This window comes from Sphingopyxis sp. SCN 67-31 (genome assembly GCF_001725095.1).
This window is the reverse complement of record NZ_MEFH01000188.1, coordinates 1-5,625: the sequence shown is the minus strand read 5'-3', so window position 1 is coordinate 5,625 and position 5,625 is coordinate 1. Positions and strand designations below refer to the sequence as shown.

General features: G+C 66.7%; 5 protein-coding genes and 1 pseudogene. 2 read left to right on the top strand and 4 right to left on the bottom strand.

Annotated elements, in window-relative coordinates; genetic code table 11:
• Positions 1-185: 185 nt before the first annotated feature.
• From ABS88_RS23460 to dusB, 3 genes are read right to left on the bottom strand one after another with little or no spacing between them, the layout of a single operon-like run.
• Positions 186-1,607, bottom strand: a complete 1,422-nt coding sequence (locus ABS88_RS23460) for a sigma 54-interacting transcriptional regulator (protein WP_062764987.1) — start codon at positions 1,605-1,607, stop codon at positions 186-188.
• Positions 1,604-2,707, bottom strand: coding sequence for a two-component system sensor histidine kinase NtrB (locus ABS88_RS23455; protein ID WP_058811608.1), 1,104 nt, complete (start codon positions 2,705-2,707; stop codon positions 1,604-1,606). The genes ABS88_RS23460 and ABS88_RS23455 overlap by 4 nt, the downstream gene beginning before the upstream one ends.
• Entirely contained in the window at positions 2,704-3,702 is a 999-nt protein-coding gene (gene dusB / locus ABS88_RS23450; protein WP_062902437.1) for a tRNA dihydrouridine synthase DusB, read from the bottom strand. Before dusB ends, ABS88_RS23455 begins: the two co-directional genes overlap by 4 nt.
• Before the next feature lie 97 nt (positions 3,703-3,799).
• Here dusB and ispF point away from each other — a divergent pair, with 97 nt between their 5' ends.
• Together ispF and ABS88_RS23440 are read left to right on the top strand one after the other, a co-directional pair.
• Positions 3,800-4,984 carry a 2-C-methyl-D-erythritol 2,4-cyclodiphosphate synthase gene (ispF, locus tag ABS88_RS23445; protein ID WP_286750752.1) on the top strand — a complete coding sequence of 395 codons (1,185 nt, stop codon included), beginning with the start codon at positions 3,800-3,802 and terminating at the stop codon, positions 4,982-4,984.
• Between the two features lie 3 nt (positions 4,985-4,987).
• Positions 4,988-5,545, top strand: a complete 558-nt coding sequence (locus ABS88_RS23440) for a CinA family protein (protein ID WP_040590758.1) — start codon at positions 4,988-4,990, stop codon at positions 5,543-5,545.
• Here the strand turns inward: ABS88_RS23440 and ABS88_RS23435 are convergent.
• Positions 5,488-5,625: pseudogene (locus ABS88_RS23435) on the bottom strand (type II toxin-antitoxin system RatA family toxin); the annotation flags it as partial. The gene ABS88_RS23440 and the pseudogene ABS88_RS23435 overlap by 58 nt on opposite strands.

The window sequence follows — 5,625 nt, the reverse complement described above, 5'->3', positions numbered from 1 at the left end:
GCGCCGAACCGCCACCAGCCGCTCCGCGCGTCCGTATCACCGGGTTCGCCGTCAAGAGCCGAGGGGAAAGGCTGCGTCATTGTGGCTGCGATACGACAATCCTGTTGCATAGAAAACACACAATATGCGCCGGCGCGCCGATAAGTGTGCTTTTCCGGTCAACGGGAGCGCGTGCGATGCGGCGCCTAGGGATGCGCCGGATCGATGTCGAGTTGCCCCAATCGCTTGCGCAGCGTGTTGCGGTTGATCCCGAGCCGTCGGGCTGCCTCGAGCTGGTTGCCGCGTACTTCGCGCAGCACGCGGCGGAACAACGCGGCCTCGACGATGGCTTCGAGGTCGCTGTGGATAGCGCCGTCGCCGTCGGTGCCCGCCAGCCGTTCGCGCGCCCAATCGTCGACCGCGTGCGCGATCAGGTCCGCCGGCGCGGTGAAGGCGGGCGCCATGCCGCCGCTTTCGCGCAGCACCGTCTCGACATCGCGGGCGGTGACGACGGTGTCGCGCGCCAGAATGGCGAGGCGCTGGACGACATTGCCGAGTTCGCGGACATTGCCTGGCCAGTCGTGGCGTTCGAGCAACTGCATCGCCTCGGGCGCGAATTCGCGGTCGGGTAGCCCCGACTGGCGCCCGGTATCGACAAAATGGCGGACGAGCGCGGCGATGTCGCTGCGCCGGTCGCGCAGCGGCGGCAGGCTGACCGGAATGACGTTGAGGCGATAGAAAAGATCTTCGCGGAAGCGCCCCTCGGCGACGAGGCTGCGCATCTCGCGGTGGGTCGCGGCGACGACGCGGACATCGGCTTTCAGCGCCTGACTGCCGCCGACGGTCGAATATTCGTTGGTTTGCAGGACGCGCAGCAGCCGCGTCTGTGCCTCGAGCGGCATGTCGCCGATTTCGTCGAGGAACAGCGTGCCGCCCGACGCCTGTTCGAACCGCCCGGCGCTGCGGCTGTGTGCGCCGGTGAAGGCGCCCTTTTCGTGGCCGAACAATTCGGCCTCGATCAGTTCGCGCGGGATCGCGGCCATGTTGATCGCGACGAAGGGGCCATTGCGGCGCAGGCCCGTCGCATGGATCGCGCGCGCGACAACCTCCTTGCCCGTCCCCGATTCGCCGAGGATCAGGACCGCAAGGTCGTTCGAGGCGAGCCGCGCGATGGTGCGATATACCGCCTGCATCGCCGGGGCGCGGCCGATCAGCCCGTGGCTGTCGGTTTCGGCCGCGTCGACCTTGGCGAGCGGTTGCCGGCCCCGCGCCAGGGCGGCGCGGACGCTGGCGGTCAACTCCTCGAGATCGAAGGGCTTGGGCAGATAGTCGTAGCTACCGATCCCCTGCGCGCGGACCGCGGTGTCGAGCGTGTTCTGCGCCGAGAGAACGATCACCGGCGTTTCGGGCGCCACGCCCGCGCCGGGCAGCGAATCGATTCCGTCGCCGTCGGGCAGGACGACGTCGGTGATGATGAGGTCGGGGCGATGATCGGCGAGCCAGGCGTTGCGCTCGGCGATGCTGCCGACCGCGGCGAACAGCGCGCATTCGTCGCCCAGCGTCTCGCGGATGATGAGCGAGATCGCGGGATCGTCCTCGACCAGCAGGATCGTCTTGTCGGTGGTCATGGCCGCGGCTCCTTGCGCGCGGACGGCTGCGCGGCGGGCAGATTGACGCGAAAGCGCGTCCACTCGCCATCGCGGACATGCTGGACGGTGCCGCCCATGTCGCGCGCCAGCTTCGCGACGAGCGCGAGACCGAGTCCCCTGCCCTCGCGCTTCGTCGTGACGAACGGGTCGAACAGGTCGTCGCGAATGTCGGCGGGCACGCCGGGGCCATTATCGCTGACGCTGACCTCGATCGGCAGCGCAATGCGGCCGCGACCGTCGCCATTGTCGATCGACAGGCCGTGGCGATAGGCCGTGGCGATGCGGATGACGCCATCGTCACGCCCGCCGAGCGCCTCGCCGGCGTTGGTGACGAGGTTCAGCAATATCTGGACCATGGCGTCATGGTTGCCCTGCACCATCGGCAGCGACGGATCGAAATCCTCCGAAAAGCGGACCCCGGGCAATTGCCGCGCGCGTACCGCCTCCAGCGCTTGATGGATCGGCTGATAGAGGTTGATCGGCGTGCAGGCGATCGGCTGCCCGCGCGAAAAATGCTCCATCTGGTCGATCAGCGTCGTGATCCGGTCGACCTCGGCGCAGATCAGCGTCGTGAAGCGTTCGCCGCTTGCGTCGGTCTTGCGCGCGAGAAGCTGCGCGGCGCCCTTGATCCCGGCGAGCGGGTTCTTGATTTCGTGCGCGAGCATCGAGGCAGCGGCCCCCGCCGCGCGGCCCGACCGTCCGATCGCGCCGCCCATCAGCTCGGCTTCGCTTTGCGACGGAACGAGCGCGAGGATGCGGTGGCCGTTGCTGCCATAGGGCACCATCTGCATATCGACGAAGATCGACTTGCCGCCGCCGATGCGGATTTCGGCGCGATGGGCGAACAATGCCGAGGTGTCGGGATCGTTCATGCGCTGACGATAGCCGCGGTCCATGCCGATGACGTCATAGACGACGCGCCCGACCATCGCCGACCGGCTGATATTGCAAAGCTGTTCGGCTGCGGCGTTGACAAACAGGACGACGGCCCCGCGGTCGATCAGCAGCGTCGCGACCGGATGCGACTGGATGATTTCGTCATGGTCGAACGTCGGGATGCTCGACGTCAACGCGCTCACGCAGCCGCCTTGCTCAGATAGGGCGCGTAAAATTCCTCGAGCGCATCGAGTACGCCCTTGCTGTCGGGGATCTGGTTGACGCGGTTGCGGAATTCCGCCGAACCGTGGAGCCCCTTTACATACCAGCCGAGATGCTTGCGCGCCATATTGACGCCGGTCATTTCGCCATAATGGTCGATCATCGCCCGATAATGCGATGTAATGACGTCATATTGTTCATCGATGCCAGGGTCGGGGCGCTCGCCCTCGCCGCGCAGCGCCGCCATCACCTGCCCCAGCAACCACGGCCGGCCATAGGCGCCGCGACCGATCATCACGCCATCGGCGCCGCTCTGATCGAGCGCGGAGCGCGCATCGTCGACCGAACAGATGTCGCCATTGACGATCACCGGGATCGATACTGCATCCTTGACCCGGCGCACGAAGGCCCAGTCGGCGCTGCCGCGATACATCTGGTTGCGTGTGCGGCCGTGGACGGTCACCAGCTTTGCGCCGAGATCCTCTGCGATATGCGCGAGTTCGGGGGCGTTGAGGCTGTCATGGTCCCAGCCCATGCGCATCTTGACCGTCACCGGCACGCTGACCGCCTTGACGCAGGCTTCGATCAGCGCCGCAGCCAGCTTGAGATCGCGCATCAGCGCCGATCCGGCATCGCCGTTCGTGACCTTGCGCACCGGACAGCCCATGTTGATGTCGATGATCGCCGCGCCGCGCTCTTCGTTGAGCTTTGCGGCCTCGCCCATTTCATAAGGCGTGCAGCCGACAAGCTGCATCGAAACGGGTTCCTCGACCGGATCCCAGGCAGCTTTCTGGATCGATTGCCGCGTCTCGCGGATCGCGGCCTGGCTCGCGATCATCTCCGTGACGTTGAGCCCCGAGCCGTAATAGCGGACGATCTTGCGGAACGGCAGATCGGTGACGCCCGTCATCGGCGCGAGGATCACGGGATCCGCGATGGTGATATTGCCGATCTGGATGGGCCGGAGCGGCGCCATAACGGGGAGCTTTCGTTGAAATTGCCTAAATTTTGTGCAGCCACTACACGCTAAGGCGCTTTTCCGCAAGCCGCGGCTGCGCTAACCGGCGCGCGTCATGACCGACTCCGCGCCCCTGCCGTCCGGCTCTGTCGCTGTCGTGCTGCTCGCCGGCGGCGTCGGCGCGCGCGCGGGCTTTGGGCGTCCCAAGCAGCTTGTCCCGATCGGCGGCAAATCCGTGCTGCGCTGGAGCCTCGATGCGTTCACTGCGCACCCCGCCATCGGTGCAGGCGTGCTCGTCGGCGATGATGACGTCGTGGCGGCGGCAGGCCCCCTTCCCGCCGGCTGGACGACCGCTGCGCCGGGCATCGAACGCCAGCAGTCGGTCGCGAATGCGCTGGGCGCACTGGCCGACTGGAGCGACGATGCGATCCTCCTCGTCCATGATGCGGCGCGCCCCGGCGTTTCGGCGGCGGTGATCGACCGGCTGCTCACGGCCGTTGCGGAGGGGGCTGTCGCGGCGACGCCGACGCTGCCCGTTCCCGATACGCTGATAACCGAGGTTGACGGGGTGGCGGGTGACGTCACCGACCGCCGCCGACTCGCGCGCGTCCAGACGCCGCAGGCCTTCCGGCTCGGTGCGCTGCGCCGTGCTCACGCGGGTGCCGGCGACGAGGCGGCAACCGACGATGCGCAACTCGTCCGCCGGCTCGGTCATGCTGTGGCAACGGTTCCGGGCGACGCGCGGCTGCACAAATTGACCTATGCCGACGATCTCATCATTCTGTCCGCCCTGCTCGAAGGAGGCAAAGCCGCGATGCGTACCGCCGTCGGTATGGGTTATGACGTTCACCGCCTCGTTCCCGACAAGCCGCTGTGGATCGGCGGGATTGAAATCGCGCATAGTCATGGGCTTGAAGGGCATAGCGATGCCGACGTCGCGCTCCACGCGCTGACCGACGCGATCCTCGGCGCGCTGGCCGATGGCGATATCGGGGACCATTTCCCGCCGAGCGATCCGCAATGGCGCGGGGCGGCGTCATGGCGCTTCCTGGCCTTTGCCGCCGAACGGGTCGCGGAGCGGGGCGGACGGATCACCCATGTCGATCTGACGATCATCGCCGAAGCACCGAAAATCGGTCCGCATCGCGCCGCGATCCGCGCGCGCCTGTCCGAAATTCTTGCGATTTCGATTGAAACCATTAGTGTGAAGGCAACAACCACCGAGCGGCTGGGCTTTACGGGCCGCCGCGAAGGGATCGCCGCACAGGCCATCGCGACTTTAGAACTTCCGGAGAATTGAACCTTGCCGTCCGCCGTCGAAACGCGCCAAACTGCGCGCGAAGAAGCCGCCACGTCCGTTCTTGCCGCCAATCGCGCGGCGGGGCGCCGCGTTGCCATCGCCGAAAGCTGCACCGGCGGCATGGTGTCGGTGGCGCTCACTGACATTCCCGGTAGTTCCGATGTCTTCAGCGCCGGATTCATTACCTATTCGGCCGACGCCAAGAAGCGCCAGCTCGACGTCAGCAGCGAAATTCTGGAAACCTTCGGCGAGGTGTCGCTGGCGACCGCCTGGGCCATGGCCGCGGGCGTGCTGGCGAACAGCGATGCCGACGTTGCGGTGTCGATCACCGGCATCGCGGGCCCCGGCGGCGGATCGGACAAGAAGCCGGTGGGCATCGTCGTGTTCGCGCGCGCGCTGCGCGGCCAGGATCCCGATGATTATTTCACCCAGCGGGTGCAGTTCGATTCGACCGATCGCGCGACGATCCGCCATCACGCGACGATGTTCGCGCTCGACCTGCTTCAGCCCGACAAGGACGCGCTGCGTCCGTCGGAGGATGTCACGCTTCCCGCACCATAAAGCGCGTCGGCGCGCGTTTCGAACGCGGCGATCATCTTGCGGAGCGCCTTGTCGAACATCTGCCCGGCCAGCGCCTCGAA

Coding starts and splice junctions, on each gene's coding strand:
- ABS88_RS23460 (WP_062764987.1), bottom strand. CDS start 1,607: ATGACCACCGACAAGACGATCCTGCTGGTCGAGGACGATCCCGCGATC.
- dusB (WP_062902437.1), bottom strand. CDS start 3,702: ATGGCGCCGCTCCGGCCCATCCAGATCGGCAATATCACCATCGCGGAT.
- ispF (WP_286750752.1), top strand. CDS start 3,800: ATGACCGACTCCGCGCCCCTGCCGTCCGGCTCTGTCGCTGTCGTGCTG.